This window comes from Streptomyces sp. NPDC020958, from assembly GCF_055562175.1.
The window spans coordinates 31,769-51,859 of record NZ_JBVHFU010000011.1; the positions used below are offsets into that span (position 1 = coordinate 31,769).

Genomic DNA, 20,091 nt, shown 5'->3' on the forward strand with positions numbered 1-20,091 from the left:
CTTCTAGGCCGGACCGGCTTCGGTCGGAACGGTCGCCGGGGTCGAACCGGCCTTCGCCGGAAGGTGGTTGAAGAGCAGGTTCAGGACGATCGCCGTCAGGCAGCCCGCGCTGATGCCGCTGTTCATCACCGTCTGGAACCAGTCGGGGAACTTCCCGTAGACCCCCGGCACCCCGACCGGCAGCAGGCCGACCGCCACCGACACGGCCACCACCGTCAGGTTGTTGTTGCCCTGGAAGTCGACGGTCGCGAGCGTGCGCAGACCGCTCGCCGCGACCGTCCCGAACATCACCAGACCCGCACCGCCCAGCACCGGCGCCGGAATCGCCGCGACCACCGCGCCCAGCTTGGGCAGCAGGCCGAGCAGCACCAGGATGCCGCCGGCCGCCGCGACCACCCAGCGGCTGCGCACCCGTGTCATGCCCACCAGGCCGACGTTCTGCGCGAACGCCGTGTACGGGAAGGTGTTGAAGACACCGCCGAGGACGGTCGACAGCCCGTCGGCGCGCAGCCCGTCGGCCAGGGACCGCGGCTCGACCGCCCGGCCGGTCATCTCGCCCACCGCGATCAGGTCACCGGCCGTCTCCGTCATGGTCACCAGGGCCACCACCAGCATGGAGACGATCGCCGAGACATGGAACGTCGGGGTGCCGAAGTGGAACGGCGTGCTGATGCCGAGCCAGTCGGCGTCCCCGACCCCGCCGAAGTCCGTGAACCCGAAGGGCACGGCCACCGCGAGGCCCACCGCGATGCCGGTCAGGACGGCGATCCTGGCCAGGTAGGCGGGTGCGAACCGCTGCACGCCGAGCACCACCGCGAGCACGAAGGCGGCCAGTGCCAGGTTCTTCGGCTCCCCGAAGTCCTTGGCACCGACGCCGCCCGCCGCCCAGTTGCCCGCGACCGGCAGCAGGGAGAGTCCGATGATCAGGATCACGGTGCCGGTGACCAGGGGCGGGAAGAAACGCAACAGCCTGCCGAAGACCGGCGCGAGCAGCATGATCGCCAGCCCCGCCACGATCACCGAGCCGTAGATCGCGGGCAGCCCGCCGCCCGTCGTACCGATGAGGACCATCGGCGAGACCGCCGCGAACGTACAGCCCTGCATGATCGGCAGCCGTACGCCGAACCGCCCGACACCGACGCACTGGATGAGCGTCGCGATCCCGCACACCAACAGATCGGCGGTGATCAGGTACGCCAGGTCGGCCGGCGACAGCTTCATCGCACCGCCCACGATGAGCGGCACGGCGACGGCGCCCGCGTACATCGCGAGCACGTGCTGCAGGCCGAACGCGGCCAATTGCCGTACGGGCGGGACCTCGTCGACGGGATGGACGGGGGCGGTGGTCGTGGCCACGGGTACTCCAGAGCGGGGACGACATCCGGACAGCACGAGACCGTAAGCGGCTTGAACGGTTTGTTGATTTCTGGGGGGTTGCCGATACGTGTCGAGCCCACCGGGCGCGATGGGGTCCGCTACGACTCCGTCCGCACCGCTGCCTGCCGTGACCCCGTCCGCGCCGCCGCCAGCAGGGAGTCCCAGTCGGCGAGCTTGACCACGCTCCGGCCCAGCCGGGCGCCGAGCGCCGCCTCGGCCCGCTCGATGGCCTGCCACCCCGTCCACTCGACCGGCTCGACGCCCTCCGCGCGCAGCGCAGCGACCGGATCCCGTGCCACTTCCCTGCGCAGCAGCACGGGGGTGTCCGCCAGGAGGGACGTCACCGTCTCCTTGGCGTCGGGCCGGTTGGTGCCGATGACACCGGTCGGACCCCGTTTGATCCAGCCCGCCACGTAGTCACCGGACACGCCGAAGCAGCTGTGCAGGACGCGGCCCGCCTCGTGCGGCACGGTCCCGCTCTCCTCGTCGAACGGGAGTCCGTCCAGCGGCACTCCGCGGTATCCCACCGAACGCAGCACCAACTGCGCCTCGACGGTCTCGTAGCGGCCGGTGCCCCGCACACCGCCGAATCCGTCCGGCTCGGTGCGTTCGAAGAGCACCCCGCCCACCCGGCCGTCGTCGTCGAGCACTTCGACCGGGCGCAGGAAGAAGCGCAACCGGATGCGGCGGTCGCCGGCCCCGCCGCCGCGGTCGCCCCAGCCGCGCAGCACCTCCACGTTGCGGCGCTGGGCGGCGGGCAGCGCCGACGGCTCGGCGCAGTCCGGGTCGAGTGCCAACTCGCCCGGCTCCACCATGACTTCGGTGCCGGGTAGGCCGCCGAGCTCGCGCAGCTCCTTGGTGGTGAACCGGGCCTGCGACGGACCCCGCCTGCCCACCACGTGGACCTCTCTTATCCGGCTCCGTGTCAGCGCCGTCAGGGCCGCCTGCGGCATGTCCGTCGGGCTCAGCTCCGCCGCGCCCCGGGCCAGCATCCGCGCCACGTCGACCGCGACATTGCCGACCCCGATGACCACCGCCGACCGGGCGTCGCGTACGAACCCGGCGTCGACGGCGTCCGGATGGGCGCTGTACCAGGACACGAACTCGGTCGCCGACCAGCTGCCCGGCAGGTCCTCGCCGGGGATCCCGAGCCGCCGGTCGGTGGCCGCCCCGACGCAGTACACCACCGCGTGGTACAGCTCCCGCAGCCGTTCCACCGGCACTCCGCCCGGCCCGCCGACCCGCACCCCGCCGAGGAACCGCACCCGCTCGTGCTCCAGGACGGTGCGCAGGTTGCCCTGCAGTGACTTGATCTTCTCGTGGTCCGGGGCGACCCCGTACCGCACCAGCCCGAACGGGCAGGGGAGCCGGTCCAGGACGTCCACCCGCACCGTGGAGTCGAGCTGGACGAGGTTCTGGGCGGTGTAGCACCCGCTCGGCCCGGAGCCGACGACGGCGACACGCAACACGAGGAGACTCCTTGCCCGAGGGGCTGGTGGCTCCAGCATCCCACCGGCCCGGCGACCTCGACAGGGGCCGCAGGGGTGAAGCGGACGCGGGTCAACGTGCGCGGAGTGTGATGATGTTATCGCTCAGTGGTGTCCTGGCGGTGACCCGTCCGGTCCTCCGTGGCGAAGAACCGGGACAGGTCCCGCCGTGCGGCCGACGGCGCGGCATCCGGCGGAAGACCCAGCTCCCGGTCGAGGCCGTAGCGTGCGAACAGCTCCGCCCGCAGGACCGGTACGGGCATCGGGGCGCCCGGGACCAGCGCCGCGTACACGGCCCCCATCAGCAGGGCCCGCAGCATCGGGTAGTCGGTCGTCACGTTCTGCGAGCCGTACCGGGCGACGGTGTCGCCGAGCAGCTCCGCCAGCCGGCGCTGCTCGGGGCACTGCACGAACCCCTCGGCCTGGAGCAGCCCCGCCATGTGCTGGCGCATCAGCACCGGCCGCTCGTCGGCGAGGCCGAGGATCGCGTCGATGGCCCGCGCCAGCCGCTCCCGGCCGTCCTCGGTGTGCGGCTCGTGCTCCAGCGCCTCTTCCAGCGTCCGGTGCATCAGCCGGTGCACGGCGGACTGGACCAGCTGTCGCTTGCCGGGGAAGTAGTACGACACCAGTCCGCGCGCCGATCCCGCCCGGTCGGCGATGTCGCCCAGCGTGGTGGCCTCGAAGCCGTGCTCGTCGACCAGCTCGACCGCGGCCTGCAGCAGCCGCTCCCGGGAACGCCGGCGCAACTCTTCATTGACCGATGCGCTGCGCGGGGACATCCTGGAACTCCTGCGTTGACTGGCTGCCAGCCAACTATAATCGACGCGGCGGGCACCGCACTGCGCGGGGCCGGGTCAGGGCTGCCGTCCGCCCGGGGCGACACGGGGGAGCGTCTCGGGCGGACGCGCGGCCGGTCAGGCCTGTGTGGGCGTGGCCGGTCGGCGGGCCACGCCCACCAGATCGAGGACCGGCAGCAGTGCGTCCGGCCGCTCGTCCACCGGCAGGTGGTCCACGAAGTGCACCCGGCACCCGAGCGCCGCCGCCCCGCCGTCGGCGGTCCTGCTGTCCCCGACCATCACCGTCCCGGCCGGCTCGGCCCCGAGCGCGTCCAGGGCGACCGCGAAGAGCCGCGGGTCCGGCTTCTGGATCCCGTGCTCGTAGGACAGGACGTAGGTGTCCACGTACGCGTCGAGCCCGTGCGCGCGGAAGACCGGGCGCAGGTCCCAGCCGATGTTGCTGACCACACCGATGCCGACGCCGTGCCCGCGCAGCGTGCGCAGCACCTCCTCGGTGTCCGGGTACGGCGTCCAGGCCGCCGGGGTCATGTGCCGCTCGTAGAGCGCGTCGTGCAGGGCCGGGTCCGGCAGTGTCACCCGACGGGACAGGCCGGTGTAGGCGGCCCGGTGCAGTTCCGCGCTCTCGTCCCGCACCGCCCACACCCCGGCCAGCTCCTCGGGCAGCGCGACCGGGTTCGCCCCGCCGGGCTGTGCCCCGGCCACCTCGAGCGCTCGCGCGGCGTCCAGCAACTCCCCTTCCGAGTAGCCCACTTCGGCTGCGGCGAGCACCGCCCGGAGCCAGGATTCGGTGGACTCGACGCGGAAGAGGGTCCCGGAGAAGTCGAAGAGCACGGCAGTCATGCGCCGGACTCTACCGACGGCGCCGGCCACGCATGCTCCCGGCCGCCGCGCTCCCACTCGTAGGCCAGCACCGCCAGGGCCACCACCAGCGCGCCGAGCAGCCAGCCGCCGAGCACGTCCGAGGGCCAGTGCACACCGAGCCAGACCCGGGTCACGCCGACGCCGGTGACCGACACCCAGGCCGCCACCAGCGCCGTACGCCACACCGCACGGCCGGTGCCGCAGCGGTGCAGCAGCCACAGCAGCAGGCCGCAGACCACCGTCGCCGTCATCGTGTGACCCGAGGGGAAGGCGGCGTAGTGCGCCGAGTCCACCGGGTCCGGCCACTGCGGGCGCGGACGGCCGACGGCGGCCTTGAGGGACTGCTGGGCGACCGTGCCCAGCGCGCAGGTCAGGGCCAGCCACAGCGCGGTCCACCAGGCCGCGTGCCGCCACACCAGCCACGCCGCGACGGCCGCGCAGAGCAGGCGCATGGTCAGCGGGTCCCAGACCCAGTCAGCGAGGATGCGCAGCACGTGGGTGGTGTCCCGGTCCGCCACGGCCCAGCGGTGGGTGGTGCCGGCGATGCTCTCGTCCACCGCGAGAAGAGGTGGCCACTCGCCCGCGACGAGGGCGAGCAGCAGCGCCGAGGACAGGGCCAGAACGGCGGTCGTGAGGAGCGGGGCGGGGCGGTCGCTGGGTGCGGGTGGCATGGCGTGATCTTTGCCGAATCATTGCCCGAAGGCCAATTGGTCTGCCGGACAAGGCTTACCCGAGCGCGCGCAGCCCCGGTACGAGCGCCACCAGCACAGGGATCACCGGGACCAGGGTGGCCGTCGCGGTCAGCCGCAACCGGTGCCGGGCCGGAAGCCGGTCGGGGGCGGTGAGCAACCGCTGGACGCGGTGCGGGACATGGGCGTGCGGGCTGGGTCCGGGGCCGAACACGCCCCGGTCCTCGTTCAGTTCGACCAGGGCGAGCGCGGTGGTGAGGCGGCCGTGTCGCCGGGAGGCCATGTCGTCGGCGGCCAGCTCGACCAGGCGGTGCATCTCCTCGCGGAACGCGGCGAACACCGGGATCTGCGGGAACCCGTCCGCCAGCGCGGCCGAGCAGTGCAGCAGCCAGTCGTGCCGGGCCTGTGCGTGCCCCTGCTCGTGGGCGAGCACCGCGTCCAGCCGGCGGCCCTTCAGTCGCCGTAGCGCGGCCGTGGTGACGACGAGTCGAGGCGCCGGGCCGGGCAGCCACCACGCGTCGGCACGCTCGCCCTCCAGGACGACGAGCCGGCCGCCCGCCGGTTCCTCACCGGGCAACAGCGGCGCCCGCAGCAGGAGTTCGGCCCGGCGACGGCGCAACCGGGCCCTGGCCCGCAGTACCTCGCGCACCAGCATCGCCCCGCTCCACAGCCCCGCGCAGGCGAGGGCCACCGCGGTCGCCGCCGCCCACGGTCCGTCGGTACCGAGCGGGTAGGCGTCCGCCACCCCGCTCGGGGCAGTCGCGAACACGTGCCCGCGCACCGCCCGCCAGGCCGCCGCCGCGCTCAGCGTCATCGACAGCGCGCAGCACAGCAGTACGGCCGCCACCACGCACTGCCACGTCCACAGGGCGACCACCGGCTCCCGCTCCGTCCAGTCGGCGCGGGCGAGCAGCCGCGGGCCGACGACGGCGGTCAGGGCGCCGAGCAGCAGCAGTGCCACAGGGACCATCATGGCCAGCACCCTATGAGCGGGGAACCGCACAGGGGTACAGCCTGTTGCGCCAAAGTGACGCAAGCAACGTTTGCGCCGCGAGAGCCGTCACTTCCTCACAGCGCCAGCAGCATCGCCACCATGCCGATCCCCATCGACAACCGGCACGCGCGGGCCAGTTCGGGCCGGTCGCCCCAGCCGGTCGCGCCGGCTCCGGCTCCGGCGGCCCCGGCACCGGCGGCCGCCACCGCGCCGGGCACCAGCCGCGCCCCGGCCAGCAGGACGTAGCCGGTGAAGTAGAGGAGCAACAGCCCGGTCAGCAGCGGGACTCCGGAGCCGCCGTGGTGGTGGCCGCCGGGGGAGGCCGCCATCGCCACCGCCATGTAGACCATCGTCGCGGCCCCGACCAGGTGGTGCAGATGGTGCGGGCCGCCGCGGACGCTCCACAGCGCGCGCAGCGCCGCCGCCCCGAACACCGCCGCGTACAGGGGCCAGGCCCACACCGGCGGGGTGAAGTCGGCCGGGGGCACGGCCATCGCGGCCATGCCGAACCCCATCAGCGCCTCGCCGCCCGCGGCGCGCCGCTGTGCCTCGACGCTGCTGCGCATCCGCAGCAGACAGTAGGCCCCGGTCGCCGCGCACAGCGCGACCAGCAGCCAGCCGGGCGAAGCCGGTCCGTGCACGCGCACCTCCCCGCTCGACGTCGCATCGATGGATGCGATGCCCCGGCCAGGCAGCGCGCACGCCAGCGCAAGGGTGTACACGGGGAGCATTCGCCGGAGCACGGCGGGTGAGCAGGGGCTGTCCCACGCCGCGTCGCGCCGAGCGTGCCGGTCCGGCCGCCCGCGAGTGCGTTCGCGAGGGCGTTCGCGAGTGTTTTACGAGTAAAACACATGCTAAATTGCTTGGTATGAGCACCGCGACCCGTCCCCTTCCCCTCGCCGGGGTGCTGCGCCTCGGCCGGCCCTCCGACATCTGGTTCAAGCCCGCCCTCAGCGTGGTCGCCGCGGTCGCCCCGCCCAACCTGGCCCTGCTGGCCCTCGGCCGCCTCGACCTGGCGATGTACACGATGGCCGGATCGCTGTGCGCCCTCTACGGCCACAACCGTCCCTACCCGGCCCGCGCCCGCACGCTGGCCGGGGTGATCCTCGGCATGGTCGCCGGTCTCGCCGTGGCCCTCACCACCGCCTCGCTCACCACGAACGCGGTCGTCCTGGTCACCGCCGGCGCCCTCCTGGCCGCCGTGCAGAAGGCCCTCTGCGACGCCACCCGCGTCGGCCCGCCCGGGAACGTGGTCCTCACCTTCATCAGCTCCGCCTCGCTGTTCGCGCCGCAAACCCCCGGCCAGGTCCCCGGCCATGTCGCGCTGGCCCTGGCGACGGGCGCCTGGGCCTGGCTCGTCGGCATGGCCCCGGGGCTGCTGCGCCCGCACGGCCCGGAGCGCCGGGCCACCGCACACGCCCTCGACGCCACCGCCGCCTACGCCGACACACGCGGCACGGCGGACGGCCACGCGAAGGCCCGCGCCGCAGCGGCCGCCGCCGTACAGGCCGCCTGGCAGTCCCTGCTGGCCACCGGGGCCCGCACCGACCGCACCCGCCGCGCCCTCGAACACCTCGTCGTCCGCGCCGAGGTCGCCCTCGCCGCACCCGCCGACGCCGACCCGGCCCCGCTCCGTGGCTGGGCCCGCGCCCTGCGCGGCACCGGACGCGTCCCCCGGGTGGCCGGAGCCGACGACGAACTCCTCGGCCTCGACGCCGAACTCGCCGCGCCGCACAGCCCGTTGTGGCGCCGACTGGGCCCGCTCGCCCCCCTCGCCGCCCGCACCGTGCTCGGCTGCGCCCTCGCCGGTTACGCCTCCCTGGCCCTCGGTGTCGGCCGCCCCTACTGGGCGCTGGTCACCGCCGCCTCCCTCTACCAGGCCAACGTCACCCTCACCTGGAGCCGGGGCGTCCAGCGCGTCGTCGGCAACGTCCTCGGCGTCCTCGTCTTCGCCGCCGTCGTACCGCTCGCCCATCTGCACCCGGCCGCCCTGGTGCTGTGCTGTCTCGCCTTCAACTTCGGCGCCGAGGCGCTGATCAGCCGCAACTACTGGCTCGGCAGCGTCTGCGTCACCCCCATGGCCCTGCTCGTCACCGAGTTCGCCCGCGCCCAGGACGCCGGACAGCTGATCACCGAACGGGTCGTCGACACGCTGGTCGGCGCGCTCGTCGGCTTCGGCACGGCGGTCATCGTCACCAACCGCCGGGCCGGCGACCGCCTCGAACACGCGCTGACCGCCGTCGAGCGGGCCCGTGAACAGGCCGCCCGCCTGCTCGCCGAGCCGCAGCCGGCCCCCCGCGCCCTGGAAACCGCCCGGCGCACCCTGTCCGCCGCCCTCGCCGAGCTGCGCGCCACGGCCGACGCCGCGTCCGGCGAGTGGTGGCAACGCGCGCTGCCCCAGGAGCGGGTCGTGCTCGCCGAACAGTCCGGACACCGTACGCTCGCCGCGACGGTACGACGCCAGGGACCGCACACCTGGGACAGCGCGAGGACAACGGAGGACGTACGGCCATGACGGCGACCCACGGACGACCGGCGGCCGACGGCGGGACGGGGAGGGAAGCGGCAGGCAGCGGGGCACGGAGCGCGGCCGGCGAGGCCACGCGGGGCCCGGACCGGATCGCCGGCCGGGACGACACCGTCGCCGCGGTCGTCCGGCAGTGGCGGTCCGTCCATCCCGACCTGGACACCGGGCCCATGGAGGTGATCGGCCGGATCAACCGCTGCGCCGCCCTCCTCCAGCAGGCCGAGGACGCCCCGCTGCGCCGGGCGGGCCTCAGCCGCCCCGAGTTCGACCTGCTCGGCGCGCTGCGCCGCACCGGCCACGAGCTGACCCCGAGCGAACTCGCCAAGGAGACCTTCTCCTCGGGCGCCGCCGTCACCAAACGCCTCAAGCAGCTCACCGAGCGCGGCCTGGTCGAGCGGCGCGGTGACGCCCGGGACCGCAGGGTCGCCCACCTCCGCCTCACCGACGCGGGCCGTGAACTCGTCGACGGCATCCTCCCCGAGCAGCTCGGTTACGAGACGGCCGTTCTGTCCGTCCTCGCCCCGCAGGGCCAGGGCGAACTCGCTGGACTGCTCGCCGAGTTGCTGGGCCGGCTGGAGGGCAGGATGGGCGCGCTGCGGGCCTGAGCCCCTGCCGTCAGATCCCCGGCCGGTAGCGCAGGGGATGGTCGTCCGGCACCTCCACCAGCACGATCCTGATGCCGTCCGGGTCGGTGATCCACATCTCGACCAGCCCCCATGGCTCCCGCACCGGCGGCCGTGCGATCTCGACGCCCTTCGCCACCAGCTCCTCGTGCGCCGCCGCGGCGTCCGCGACCTGGAGCCACAGCTGCACGGCCGGCGCGGCGGCGGCGTCCGAGCGCCCGGAGACCTCCAGGAATCCGCCGCCGAGGAAATAGACCGTGCCCCGCTCCGGTCCCGTACCGAACTCGCGGTAGACGGGGAGGCCGAGCTGCTCGCCGTAGAAGGCACGGGAGCGCTCGGGGTCGGTGGGGTGGACCAGGGTACGGCTGCTGAGTACGTGCACCATGGGACCGGAGCGTAGTGCCCGGCCGTGGACGGTCCCGGGAACCCGGAGCCGAACAGCGGCGATAGGCTCGTCCCCGGCTCACCGCGCCCGAGATCGGAGAACCCGCCCATGGAGCCCATGGACAACGCCCCCGCCGCACTGGCCTTCCGCGCCGCCACCGACGCCGACGTGGACGTGCTGGTCGCGCTGATCGAGTCGGCCTACCGGGGCGACGCCAGCCGCGCCGGCTGGACCACCGAGGCGGACATCCTGGACGGGCAGCGGACCGACCCCGAGGGCGTCCTCCAGGTGATCAAGTCGCCGGACAGCGAACTGCTCACCGTCGAGCGGGACGGCCGGGTCGTCGCCTGCTGCCAGCTCGAACACCGCGGTACCCACGCCTACTTCGGCATGTTCGCGGTCAGCCCCGCCCTCCAGGGCGCCGGGCTCGGCAAGGCCGTCATCGCCGAGGCGGAGCGCCGGGCCCGGCAGGACTGGGGCGCCACGGAGATGCACATGACGGTGATCTCCGTCCGCGACGACCTGATCGCCTGGTACGAGCGGCGCGGCTACCGCCGTACGGGAGAGATGACCCCGTTCCCGTACGGCGACGAGCGCTTCGGCATCCCGCTGCGCGCCGATCTGCGGTTCGAGTTGCTGGTCAAGCCCCTGGTGTGACCCTCGGGCGGTGTGAGTTCAGGCGGTGTGACCTCAGGCGGTGAAGCGGGCGGTGCGCTTGATCTCCGGGTAGTCGGTGGTCGCGCCGTCCAGCTGCAGGGCGCGGACCAGCCGCAGCTGGTCCTGGGTGTTCACCACCCAGCCGATCACCCGCAGGTCCGCCTTGCGGGCGTGCTCGACGACCTCCAGGGTCAGCCGCCGGATGTTGAGGCAGAGGGTCGCCGCCCCCGCCTCCCGGGCCCGCTCCACCACGTCGGTGCCGTACCGGCTGGCGATCAGTGCGGTCCGTACCCCCGGCACCAGCCTGGCGATCTCGGCGACGGCCTCGTCGTGGAACGAGGACACCTCCACCCGGGACACCAGGTCCCGCCGCTGCATGACCTCGGCCAGCGCGCGGGCCGCCGCGACGTCCTTGATCTCGGCCTGTAGTGGGGACTGCACCGCCTCCAGGACTTCCTCGAACACCGGCACCCGTTCACCCCGGCCCGCGTCAAGGGCGCGCAGTTCCTCCAGGGTCTTCTCGGCGATCGGGCCGGAGCCGTCGGTCGTGCGGTCCACCTCGGCATCGTGCATGACGACCAGGGCGCCGTCCTTGCTGAGGTGCAGATCGAGTTCGATCAGGTCGAGGCCGGCCTGCTGCGCGGCGACGAAGGAACGGAGGGTGTTCTCGGGCTCGACGCCCATGACTCCGCGATGACCGATGGTAAGGAAGTTCAAGATTCATCTCGCTTCCGTCGACGGCGGCGGTGGGGGTGCGCGCGGACCGTACGACGGGACGTCGCTGTCCACGCGGCTGGGCGCAGCCTAATGGCCGCTCGTCACGATGAACCCGTATCTACACGGGGGGATTGGAGCGCCGGGCGCGCGGCGTCTGGTCCCTGACCCCACTGGCGGTCACCCGGTGGTGGGCGCGTTGCGCCGTGCATTGACCGGCCGGATCCATGCGGTGCCCCGGAGCTGACGCTCTCTCACCTCTTCTCGTGGATGTGACTGCATTCACGGTTTCGCACAGGAAAAAGCGCGGTGAAGGTGCGGTGGTGCAGGATAATTTCCTGAGGGCCCTCTTGCTGGGAGAAACCCCGTATGCATACGGTGTCCTAACGGAAGCATCTCCCGTGGAGGATGGATCATGACGGAAATTCTTGTGCAGGTGGGCTCGGAGGAGCAGGTTCCTCCCGTGACCAGGGTGGTCGAGCACCCCGCGTGGCCCATGCTCAAGAATGCCGTGGAGCGGATCCGGCCATGGCAGTCCAAGGACGGTTCCATCGACTTCGCCGCCGAGGGCGCGCCGGCCCGCGGCGACGCCGGGCGGGCCGTGGACGTCGTGATCGACGCCGTGGAGGAGCTCTCGCCGCTGCTGCCGCACGACGCCGAGTACCACCGGGCCCTGGTCCGCGACCTCCGTGCGTGGGCCGACGGCGGCTTCCAGGTGCCCGACTTCCTGGACTCGCTGCTGGCCTTCCAGCCCGCCGCGAACCGCGCGGACGGCCTCCAGCACCTGGTCGTCTTCCCGATGTACACGCAGAACGGCAACCCGGACCGCAACCTGGAGGCGGTCGTGCTGCGCATGGTCTGGCCGGACTGGCTGGCCGAGCTGGAGCGCACCCGCTACGACAACCCGCTGTTCTGCGGCATCAAGTTCGAGGACTTCACGGCCGGCTACGACACCAACTCTGCCGTCCTCTTCCCCGAGACCATCGCCGTGCGCGAGGCGCCGGAACGTTTCTCTTGGGGTGGCATCTTCTGTGACCGCGAGGCCGCCCGGTTCCGCCGGGTCACCGACGCGGCCGTCGGCATCCTGGGCCTGAACCTGCCCGAGGACATCGCCGCCATGGTCCACGACCAGAAGCGCTGCGAGGAGGCCTTCGTGCTGTGGGACATGGTCCACGACCGCACCCACAGCCACGGCGACCTGCCGTTCGACCCGTTCATGATCAAGCAGCGCCAGCCGTTCTGGATGTACGGCCTGGAGGAGCTGCGCTGCGACCTCACCGCCTTCAAGGAGGCCGTCAAGCTGGCGGCCGACGGCGTCCCGCAGGCCCGTGACGTGCAGTACGCGGTGCTCTTCGACCGCATGTTCCGCTTCCCGGTCACCGGCGACCGGGTCCGCAACTACGACGGGCTCGGCGGTCAGCTGCTCTTCGCCTACCTGCACAAGCACGACGTGGTCCGCTGGACCGACAACAAGCTCGCCATCGACTGGGAGCGCGCCCCGCTGGTCACCAACCAGCTGTGCGCCGAGATCGAGAAGCTGTACAAGGACGGCATCGACCGCCCGAAGCTCGTGCACTGGTTCGCCGGCTACGAACTGGTCGCCACCTACCTCGCCCCGCACCCCGGCTCCAAGTGGGCCAAGGGCCCGGACGCCCTGGACCTGAGCCTGCCGCCCCGCAAGCTCGTGGACGACGTGCTTCCGGACGAGTTTCCGCTGAGCATGTTCTACGAGGCCCTGTCCAAGAAGCTGAAGACGGTGATCGCCGAGACCAAGGGCATCACCGCGGACAGCGCCGAGCCGGTCGCCGCGTGAGCGAGCGGCCGCGGAACTCCGCTCAAGAGGGGAAGCACATGGTGGGCAACGGGTCTCTCAGTGGTGCGGTGATCGCGGTGGCGGGCGCGGGCGGCCCCGCGGGCCGGGCGACGCTGCTGCGTCTGGCCGAGGCGGGCGCGACCGTCGTAGGGGCGGACAACGATCCGCAGCGGCTGTCGGAGGCCGTGGACGCGGCCCGCTACGCGTCCGGCGGCGCCAGCGTCATCGGGGACACGGTCGACCTGCTCGACCTCCGGTCCACCCGGGACTGGGCCACCCACGTCGAGAAGGACTTCGGCCGCGTCGACGGCCTGGTGCACCTGGTCGGCGGCTGGCGGGGCAGCGAGACCTTCACCAAGACCAGCCTGGACGACTGGGACTTCCTGGAACTGCTGCTCGTCAAGACCGTGCAGCACACCTCCCTCGCCTTCCACGAGGCGCTGCAGCGCAGCGAGCGCGGCAGGTACGTCCTGATCAGCGCGGCCGCCGCGAGCAGGCCCACCGCGGGCAACGCCGCGTACGCCGCGGGCAAGGCCGCCGCGGAGGCGTGGACGCTCGCCCTGGCCGACTTCTTCCGCAAGGCCGGGGGGCCCGAGGGCCCGACCTCGGCCGCTGCCATCCTGGTGGTGAAGGCGTTGGTGCACGACGCGATGCGCGCCGAGCGGCCCAACGCGAAGTTCGCGGGCTTCACCGACGTCAAGGACCTGGCCGAGGCCATCGAGGGCGTCTGGAGCAAGCCCGCCGCCGAACTGAACGGAAACCGTCTGTGGCTGACCGAGAAGCCGTGAACCCTCCCAAGACCGACGCGCGTCGCCACCACGACCCGCAGGTCCGCGGTTTCGCCAGTGACAACTACGCCGGTGCGCACCCCGAGGTGCTGGCCGCCCTGGCCCTGGCCAACGGCGGCCACCAGGTGGCCTACGGCGAGGACGAGTACACCGAGAACCTCCAGCGGATCATCCGCAGCCACTTCGGGGCCACCGCCGAGGTCTTCCCGGTGTTCAACGGCACCGGGGCGAACGTCGTCGCGCTCCAGGCGGTCACCGACCGCTGGGGCGCGGTGATCTGCGCCGAGAGCGCGCACATCAACGTCGACGAGGGGGGCGCCCCCGAGCGCATGGGCGGCCTCAAACTGCTCACCATGCCCACCCCCGACGGCAAGCTCACCCCGGAGCTCATCGACCGGCAGGCGTACGGCTGGGACGACGAACACCGAGCGATGCCGCAGGTCGTGTCCATCACCCAGAGCACCGAGCTGGGCACCCTCTACACCCCGGACGAGATCCGCGCGATCTGCGAGCACGCCCACGCGCACGGGATGAAGGTGCACCTGGACGGCTCCCGGATAGCCAACGCGGCGGCCTCCCTGGACGTGCCGATGCGCACGTTCACCAACGCCGTCGGCGTGGACATCCTCTCCCTGGGCGGCACCAAGAACGGCGCCGTGTTCGGCGAGGCGGTCGTGGTGATCAACCAGGACGCGGTCAGCCACATGAAGCACCTGCGCAAGCTGTCCATGCAGCTCGCCTCCAAGATGCGCTTCGTGTCGGTGCAGCTGGAGGCCCTGCTCGCCAGGGACCTGTGGCTGCGCAACGCCCGGCACGCCAACGACATGGCCCAGCGGCTCGCCGAGGGCGTCCGTGCCGTGCACGGCGTGGAGATCCTCTACCCGGTGCAGGCCAACGGCGTCTTCGCCCGGCTCCCGCACGACGTGAGCCTGCGCCTGCAGAAGCGGTTCCGGTTCTACTTCTGGGACGAGGCCGCCGGCGACGTGCGCTGGATGTGCGCCTTCGACACGACCGAGGAGGACGTGGACGCCTTCGTGGCCGCGCTCAAGGAGGAGATGGCGCGCCAGTAGATGCATAGATATGCGGTCATTCGAAAGGTCATTGACGCTCGGGTGATCGCTTTTCTATGCTCTGCCGCCATGGAGCTGATCCAGAACAACGCCGACCTGTCCGCATATCTGGCTGCCGACGAGGCGATCGACCACCACCACCCGGTGGTGCGCGAGGCGGCCGCGAGGCTGGCGGGGGAGGCCGAGGACTCGTATGCCTATGCGCGGGCGGCATACGAGTTCGTCCGGGACGCGATCCCGCACTCCGCCGATTCCGGCGACCCCCGGGTCACCTGGCGCGCCTCGGACGTCCTGGAGCGGCGCACCGGCATCTGCTACGCCAAGGCCCACGCCCTCGCCGCCCTGCTGCGGGCCGAGGACGTCCCGGCGGCCCTGTGCTACCAGCGGCTGGCGCACGACGACGGCGCGGGCTGGGCGGTGCACGGTCTGGTCGCCGTCCGCTTCCACGGCGCCTGGCGCCGGCAGGACCCGCGCGGCAACAAACCGGGCGTCGACGCCCGCTTCTCCCTCGACGGCGAGCGGCTGGCCTGGGTCCCGGACCGGGAGTGCGGCGAGGTGGACTATCCGTTCCTGTACGCCGAACCGCACCCGGCCGTGCTCGGCGCCCTCAAAGCGGCACGAGACCGCGCCCACCTCTGGAGGACACTGCCCACCGCGCTCTGAGGCGGTGAGGTGGGGCTCAGATCGCCTCGGCTGCCTTCAGCTGCTCCGGGGTGGGGGCCGAGCCGCCCAGGTGGGCCGGGAGCCACCAGGTGTCCGTGGTGTCCTTCGGGCGGGCCGGGTAGGCACGCTGGGCGGCCTCCAGCAGCTCCTGGACGCGGCCGCGCAGCCGGCGGGTGATGGCGCCCGCGTACTGGTCACGGGGCGCCTCGACCGGCTCGCCGACCCGGATGGTGACGGGGAGGTGGTTGCGCTTGAAGTTGCGCGGCTGGCCCTTGGTCCAGATGCGCTGGGTGCCCCACAGTGCCATCGGCACGAGCGGGACCCCGGCCTCCTGGGCGAGGCGGGCGGCGCCCGACTTGAAGCTCTTCAGGGTGAAGGACTGGGAGATGGTCGCCTCCGGGAAGACCCCCACGATCTCACCGGACTTCAGCGAGTCGAGCGCGTGCTCGTACGCCGTCTCGCCCTGCGCGCGGTCCACCGGGATGTGCTTCATCCCGCGCATCAGCGGACCCGAGATGCGGTGCCGGAAGACCGACTCCTTCGCCATGAACCGCACCAGGCGCTTCTGCGGCAGTGCCGCCAGGCCGTCGAAGACGAAGTCGAGGTAGCTGATGTGATTGCTCACCAGCACCGCACCGCCCGAGCGCGGGATGTTCTCCGACCCCTGGCAGTCGATCTTCAGGTCCCAGACCTTGAACAGCGTCTTGGCGAAACCGATGACGGGACGGTAGACCAGCTCTGCCATGGGCGGGACGGACCCTTTCTGCTCTGCCTGGGGAAGGGGTTCCCGGCGGGAAGTTACGCAGCCGTAGGTTTTACGGCGTCTCGCAGATCGTGCCCGAAGAACGGACGGGGAGCCAGCCCTGGTGCCGTGGAGCGGCGAGATCCTCGTCACGTTGGCCTAGTGATCCACCTTGGACTTTTAACCATCCTTTACTCTGCACGTACCGTCAGCCTCCGTACGAGCAGGAACATCTCGCACCCCAGGCAGTATCCGAACGCCGCGTTGAGGAAAGCCGCGGCGAGCGCGGCCCCGGTCGCCGCCAGCACCAACCACTCCGGACCGAGGGTGAATCCGACCAGACCCAGCCCGGCGAAGACCAGCCCCACCGCCTGCGCGAACCGGGGCGGCTCCGGCGCCTCGAACTCCGTCGGGGGAGCGAGCCTCGGGCGTACGACGGTCCGGAAGACCCAGCCGTACGGTGAGCGGCCCACCCCGCCGGCCGCGCCGAACGCGAACGCCAGCGTCTGCCAGGCCAGGATCCAGGGGTTGCGGGTGATCAGTGCGGCGGCCAGCACGACCGTCGTCACGGCCGCGCCGAACCGCGGCCCACGTGCGTCGATGTCCATGAACCAAGGATTCCGCCCCGGAGGCCGTGGTGGGGCCGGGAATCTTTGCAGTCTTGTGAACGCTGCTGCCGGTGACGGGCCGCCGCGTGTCAACCTGTCCGGATGGTGACCGGACTGGTGGTGTGCGTGGCGGTGCTCGCGGCGGCGGGCGTCTACGGAGTGCTGCACAGGCGGCGGAGCGGGAGGATACGGGTGCGCGGGCGGGACGAGGGAAAGCGGCTCGGAGCGGCGCAACTCGGCGGCGAACTGGGTGAGCGGGCCACGCTGGTGCAGTTCTCCAGCGCGTTCTGCGCCCCGTGCCGGGCCACCCGACGGGTCCTGGACGAGGTCGCGGGAATGGTCCCCGGCGTGGCGCACGTCGAGATCGACGCGGAGGCGCATCTCGACCTCGTACGCGAGCTGGACATCCTCAAGACGCCCACCGTACTGGTGCTCGACGCGCAGGGGCGAGTGGTGCGCCGGGCCACCGGACAGCCCCGCCGGGCGGATGTCATAGCGGCGCTGGGAGAGGCGGTCTGACGGACGTGCTGATGACGGTGAGGCAGCTCCCATATGCCGGGACGTACTTGACTGGGCGCACCACCTATCGTCAGCCTGACCGTATGCCTCAGGAACTCCTTCTCTTCGGACGGGTCCACGTGGACCTGGCACGCACCGCGAGCGCGCGCTGTCCGGGCCGTTGAGCAGCCACGGCCCCGAAGACCGCCTCCCGCAGAAGGAAATCTCCATGACGGCCACGCCCGACCTCGGCACGCCCCAGCTCGCCTCTCCCGATCTGCTCCGCTCCGCCTTCCGGCGGCACGCGGCCGGCGTCGCGGTGATCACCGCACCCGGCGCCGGCGGCCCGGTCGGCTTCACCGCCACCTCCCTGGTGTCCGTCTCCGCCGAGCCGCCGATGCTCTCCTTCGGCATCGGCACGGGCGCCTCCAGCTGGCCCGCGATATCGACCGCCGAGCACATCGGCGTCCACATCCTCGGCGAGCACCAGGCGGAGCTCGCGGCCACCTTCGCGCGCAGCGGCGCCGACCGCTTCGGGGCGTCCACCGGCTGGCGCGAGGGGCACGCGGGTGTTCCCGTCCTCGACGACGTCCTGGTCTGGCTGGTGTGCCGGATCGTCGCCCGGGTCCCGGCCGGCGACCATCGCATCGTGCTGGCCGAGGTGGTCCTCGGCGATCCCTCCCGGGCCGGCCGCCCGCTCCTCTACCACCAGGGCGGCTTCAACGGCCTGCGGGATTGATCACGCGTCCCTGGTTCCGCGCGGGCGTCGAGTTCCGGTTACGCTGCGTTGCGAAGGTCACAGTTCAAAGCGCTTGCTTAGCGGGAACGAACTGAGTGTACTGACGAGTAATATTTCGTTCGGAGCGCGCGGCCGCCCCGACCGGGATCGGCCGCTTCAGGAGCCTATGCTGCCTGCAAGAGGCAGCCCAGAAAAGACGATGCAGTAGGAGAGCCGGCGTGAGCCTGAGGATCGTTGTCACTGTGAAGTACGTGCCCGACGCCACTGGCGACCGGCACTTCGCCGATGACCTGACCGTCGACCGGGACGACGTGGACGGTCTGCTCTCCGAGCTGGACGAGTACGCGGTCGAGCAGGCGCTGCAGATCTCGGAGAACTCGGACGACGACGTCGAGGTCACCGTCCTGACCGTCGGCCCCGAGGATGCCAAGGACGCGCTGCGCAAGGCGCTGTCGATGGGCGCGGACAAGGCGATCCACGTCGAGGACGACGACCTGCACGGCACCGATGCGATCGGCACCTCGCTGGTGCTGGCGAAGGCCATCGAGAAGGCCGGCTTCGACCTGGTGGTCTCCGGTATGGCCTCCACCGACGGCACGATGGGCGTCGTCCCGGCGCTGCTGGCCGAGCGCCTCGGCGTCCCGCAGGTCACCCTGCTCTCGGAGGTCTCGGTCGAGGACGGCACGGTCAAGGGCCGCCGGGACGGCGACGCCGCCTCCGAGCAGCTGGAGGCGCAGCTTCCGGCCGTCGTGTCGGTGACCGACCAGTCGGGTGAGGCGCGGTACCCGTCCTTCAAGGGCATCATGGCGGCCAAGAAGAAGCCGGTGACCTCCTGGGACCTGTCCGACCTCGACATCGAGGCGGAGGAGGTCGGTCTGGAGGGTTCCTGGACCAAGGTCGAGGACGCCGCCGCGCGTCCGGCCCGTACCGCGGGCACGATCGTCAAGGACGAGGGCGAGGGCGGCAAGCAGCTCGCCGAGTTCCTCGCGGGCCAGAAGTTCATCTGAGCCCCGCAGCCGCCGACCGCACCTCAACTTCGTTTCGCAGGAGAGCAATCCCATGGCTGAAGTCCTCGTCTACGTCGATCACGTGGACGGTGCCGTCCGCAAGCCCACCCTGGAGCTGCTGACCCTGGCCCGCCGCATCGGCGAGCCCGTCGCGGTCGCCCTCGGCGCGGGCGCCGCGGAGACCGCCGCCGCGCTCGCCGAGCACGGCGCGACCCGCGTCCTCACCCACGAGGCGTCCGAGTACGCCGACTACCTGGTCGTGCCGAAGGTGGACGCGCTCCAGGCCGCCGTCGCCGCCGTGTCCCCGGCCGCCGTCCTGGTCCCGTCCTCCGCGGAGGGCAAGGAGATCGCCGCGCGTCTGGCGCTGCGCCTCGGTTCGGGCATCATCACCGACGCCGTCGACCTGGAGGCCGGCGACGAGGGTCCGGTGGCCACCCAGTCGGTGTTCGCTGCCTCCTTCACGACCAAGTCCCGTGTCTCCAAGGGCACGCCGGTCATCACGGTCAAGCCCAACAGCGCCGCCGTGGAGGCCGCCCCGGCCGCCGGTGCGGTCGAGGCGCTCGCGGTGACCTTCTCGGACAAGGCGACCGGTACCAAGGTGACCGGCCGCACCCCGCGTGAGTCGACCGGACGTCCGGAGCTGACCGAGGCCGCGATCGTGGTCTCCGGTGGCCGCGGCGTCAACGGCGCCGAGAACTTCGCGATCATCGAGGCCCTCGCCGACTCCCTCGGCGCGGCCGTCGGCGCCTCGCGTGCCGCCGTCGACGCCGGCTGGTACCCGCACACCAACCAGGTCGGCCAGACCGGCAAGTCCGTCTCCCCGCAGCTGTACATCGCCAACGGCATCTCCGGCGCCATCCAGCACCGCGCGGGCATGCAGACCTCCAAGACGATCGTGGCCGTCAACAAGGACGCCGAGGCCCCGATCTTCGAGCTGGTCGACTTCGGCGTGGTCGGCGACCTCTTCGACGTCGTCCCGCAGCTCACCGACGAGGTCAAGGCCCGCAAGGGCTGACCGCCACCAGGCTGCCCGAGGCCCCCGTGACCGGCAC

The 20,091-nt window shown here is 72.1% G+C and carries 22 protein-coding genes; 11 read left to right on the forward strand and 11 right to left on the reverse strand.

The window, feature by feature from the left end; translation table 11 throughout:
• Positions 1-3 precede the first annotated feature (3 nt).
• From ACZ3KP_RS27565 to ACZ3KP_RS27595, 7 genes are all read right to left on the reverse strand, one after another.
• Complete coding sequence (locus ACZ3KP_RS27565) at positions 4-1,356, reverse strand: nucleobase:cation symporter-2 family protein (protein WP_467502473.1); 1,353 nt, start codon at positions 1,354-1,356, stop codon at positions 4-6.
• A 119-nt stretch (positions 1,357-1,475) separates the two neighbouring features.
• Entirely contained in the window at positions 1,476-2,846 is a 1,371-nt protein-coding gene (locus ACZ3KP_RS27570; RefSeq protein WP_467502475.1) for an FAD-dependent oxidoreductase, read from the reverse strand.
• Between the two features lie 116 nt (positions 2,847-2,962).
• Positions 2,963-3,643, reverse strand: coding sequence for a TetR/AcrR family transcriptional regulator (locus ACZ3KP_RS27575; protein WP_467502477.1), 681 nt, complete (start codon positions 3,641-3,643; stop codon positions 2,963-2,965).
• A 135-nt stretch (positions 3,644-3,778) separates the two neighbouring features.
• Positions 3,779-4,501 (reverse strand): HAD family hydrolase, encoded by a 723-nt coding sequence (locus ACZ3KP_RS27580; RefSeq protein ID WP_467502479.1) that lies wholly within the window; start codon positions 4,499-4,501, stop codon positions 3,779-3,781.
• Positions 4,498-5,193 carry a phosphatase PAP2 family protein gene (locus ACZ3KP_RS27585; RefSeq protein ID WP_467502481.1) on the reverse strand — a complete coding sequence of 232 codons (696 nt, stop codon included), beginning with the start codon at positions 5,191-5,193 and terminating at the stop codon, positions 4,498-4,500. Before ACZ3KP_RS27585 ends, ACZ3KP_RS27580 begins: the two co-directional genes overlap by 4 nt.
• 55 nt (positions 5,194-5,248) lie before the next feature.
• Positions 5,249-6,184 (reverse strand): M56 family metallopeptidase, encoded by a 936-nt coding sequence (locus tag ACZ3KP_RS27590; RefSeq protein WP_467502483.1) that lies wholly within the window; start codon positions 6,182-6,184, stop codon positions 5,249-5,251.
• A 95-nt stretch (positions 6,185-6,279) separates the two neighbouring features.
• Positions 6,280-6,846: a DUF5134 domain-containing protein gene (locus ACZ3KP_RS27595; protein ID WP_467502484.1), complete on the reverse strand. Its 567-nt coding sequence runs from the start codon at positions 6,844-6,846 to the stop codon at positions 6,280-6,282.
• Positions 6,847-7,073: 227 nt separating this feature from the next.
• Between ACZ3KP_RS27595 and ACZ3KP_RS27600 the strand changes: the two genes are divergently transcribed.
• Both ACZ3KP_RS27600 and ACZ3KP_RS27605 read left to right on the forward strand, forming a co-directional pair.
• Positions 7,074-8,720, forward strand: coding sequence for an FUSC family protein (locus ACZ3KP_RS27600; RefSeq protein WP_467502486.1), 1,647 nt, complete (start codon positions 7,074-7,076; stop codon positions 8,718-8,720).
• Positions 8,717-9,337: a MarR family winged helix-turn-helix transcriptional regulator gene (locus ACZ3KP_RS27605; RefSeq protein WP_467502487.1), complete on the forward strand. Its 621-nt coding sequence runs from the start codon at positions 8,717-8,719 to the stop codon at positions 9,335-9,337. Before ACZ3KP_RS27600 ends, ACZ3KP_RS27605 begins: the two co-directional genes overlap by 4 nt.
• Positions 9,338-9,347: 10 nt before the next feature.
• Here ACZ3KP_RS27605 and ACZ3KP_RS27610 read toward each other — a convergent pair whose 3' ends face one another.
• Positions 9,348-9,740, reverse strand: a complete 393-nt coding sequence (locus tag ACZ3KP_RS27610; RefSeq protein ID WP_467502489.1) for a VOC family protein — start codon at positions 9,738-9,740, stop codon at positions 9,348-9,350.
• A gap of 117 nt (positions 9,741-9,857) precedes the next feature.
• Between ACZ3KP_RS27610 and ACZ3KP_RS27615 the strand changes: the two genes are divergently transcribed.
• A complete protein-coding gene (locus ACZ3KP_RS27615; protein WP_467502824.1) occupies positions 9,858-10,397 on the forward strand; it encodes a GNAT family N-acetyltransferase in 540 nt (179 codons plus the stop codon).
• Between the two features lie 33 nt (positions 10,398-10,430).
• Here the strand turns inward: ACZ3KP_RS27615 and ACZ3KP_RS27620 are convergent, their stop codons facing one another.
• The gene (locus ACZ3KP_RS27620) at positions 10,431-11,114 is read right to left on the reverse strand and encodes a glycerophosphodiester phosphodiesterase (RefSeq protein ID WP_387146258.1); all 684 of its coding nucleotides are present in this window, start codon (positions 11,112-11,114) and stop codon (positions 10,431-10,433) included.
• Between the two features lie 412 nt (positions 11,115-11,526).
• On the opposite strand from ACZ3KP_RS27620, the gene ACZ3KP_RS27625 reads away from it, so the two are divergent.
• From ACZ3KP_RS27625 to ACZ3KP_RS27640, 4 genes are all read left to right on the forward strand, one after another.
• Positions 11,527-12,924, forward strand: a complete 1,398-nt coding sequence (locus tag ACZ3KP_RS27625; protein ID WP_467502491.1) for a DUF6421 family protein — start codon at positions 11,527-11,529, stop codon at positions 12,922-12,924.
• A gap of 41 nt (positions 12,925-12,965) precedes the next feature.
• Complete coding sequence (locus ACZ3KP_RS27630) at positions 12,966-13,712, forward strand: SDR family NAD(P)-dependent oxidoreductase (protein ID WP_360565200.1); 747 nt, start codon at positions 12,966-12,968, stop codon at positions 13,710-13,712.
• On the forward strand, positions 13,709-14,782 hold the full coding sequence (locus ACZ3KP_RS27635) for a threonine aldolase family protein (protein ID WP_467502493.1): 1,074 nt from the start codon (positions 13,709-13,711) through the stop codon (positions 14,780-14,782). Before ACZ3KP_RS27630 ends, ACZ3KP_RS27635 begins: the two co-directional genes overlap by 4 nt.
• Positions 14,783-14,851: 69 nt before the next feature.
• The gene (locus tag ACZ3KP_RS27640; RefSeq protein WP_467502495.1) at positions 14,852-15,445 is read left to right on the forward strand and encodes a transglutaminase domain-containing protein; all 594 of its coding nucleotides are present in this window, start codon (positions 14,852-14,854) and stop codon (positions 15,443-15,445) included.
• A gap of 16 nt (positions 15,446-15,461) precedes the next feature.
• Here ACZ3KP_RS27640 and ACZ3KP_RS27645 read toward each other — a convergent pair whose 3' ends face one another.
• Entirely contained in the window at positions 15,462-16,190 is a 729-nt protein-coding gene (locus ACZ3KP_RS27645; protein ID WP_358973473.1) for a lysophospholipid acyltransferase family protein, read from the reverse strand.
• A gap of 188 nt (positions 16,191-16,378) precedes the next feature.
• The gene (locus tag ACZ3KP_RS27650; protein ID WP_467502497.1) at positions 16,379-16,795 is read right to left on the reverse strand and encodes a DUF4395 domain-containing protein; all 417 of its coding nucleotides are present in this window, start codon (positions 16,793-16,795) and stop codon (positions 16,379-16,381) included.
• Positions 16,796-16,900: 105 nt separating this feature from the next.
• Here ACZ3KP_RS27650 and ACZ3KP_RS27655 point away from each other — a divergent pair, with 105 nt between their 5' ends.
• From ACZ3KP_RS27655 to ACZ3KP_RS27670, 4 genes are all read left to right on the forward strand, one after another.
• Positions 16,901-17,314: a TlpA family protein disulfide reductase gene (locus tag ACZ3KP_RS27655; protein WP_467502825.1), complete on the forward strand. Its 414-nt coding sequence runs from the start codon at positions 16,901-16,903 to the stop codon at positions 17,312-17,314.
• Between the two features lie 208 nt (positions 17,315-17,522).
• The gene (locus tag ACZ3KP_RS27660) at positions 17,523-18,032 is read left to right on the forward strand and encodes a flavin reductase family protein (protein ID WP_467502499.1); all 510 of its coding nucleotides are present in this window, start codon (positions 17,523-17,525) and stop codon (positions 18,030-18,032) included.
• A gap of 218 nt (positions 18,033-18,250) precedes the next feature.
• Positions 18,251-19,039 (forward strand): electron transfer flavoprotein subunit beta/FixA family protein, encoded by a 789-nt coding sequence (locus tag ACZ3KP_RS27665; protein ID WP_358973480.1) that lies wholly within the window; start codon positions 18,251-18,253, stop codon positions 19,037-19,039.
• Between the two features lie 52 nt (positions 19,040-19,091).
• The gene (locus ACZ3KP_RS27670; RefSeq protein ID WP_132887446.1) at positions 19,092-20,054 is read left to right on the forward strand and encodes an electron transfer flavoprotein subunit alpha/FixB family protein; all 963 of its coding nucleotides are present in this window, start codon (positions 19,092-19,094) and stop codon (positions 20,052-20,054) included.
• Positions 20,055-20,091 lie beyond the last annotated feature (37 nt).